General features: G+C 67.5%; 1 pseudogene. It reads left to right on the top strand.

Going from position 1 to position 268, the window contains the following annotated elements:
* Window positions 1-268, top strand: a pseudogene (locus IZU87_RS17450) (IS3 family transposase); the annotation flags it as partial.

Raw genomic sequence — 268 nt, 5'->3', positions numbered from 1 at the left:
GATCGATGAGGGGCGTGCCCAAGGGGCACGCCTGCAGTCGGCATGCGCTGAACTCGGCATCGGCACCAACACGTATCGCCGCTGGGTGCGGGGCGATCAGGATCGCCGGCCTCAAGCGGTGCGGCCTGTCCCGCGTCATGCCCTATCGCCGGAAGAGCGTCAGCAGGTGCTGGAGATTTGCCATCGTCCTGAGTTCGCCAGCCTGCCGCCTGGGCAGATCGTGCCGCGGCTGCTGGACGAAGAAGGCCGCTACGTGGCGTCAGAGTCC

The organism is Cobetia sp. MC34 (assembly GCF_018340035.1).
In the GTDB taxonomy this organism is placed as follows: Bacteria; Pseudomonadota; Gammaproteobacteria; order Pseudomonadales; family Halomonadaceae; genus Cobetia; species Cobetia amphilecti.
The sequence above is the reverse complement of the archived record's forward strand: the minus strand, read 5'-3'. Positions and strand labels throughout refer to the sequence as shown.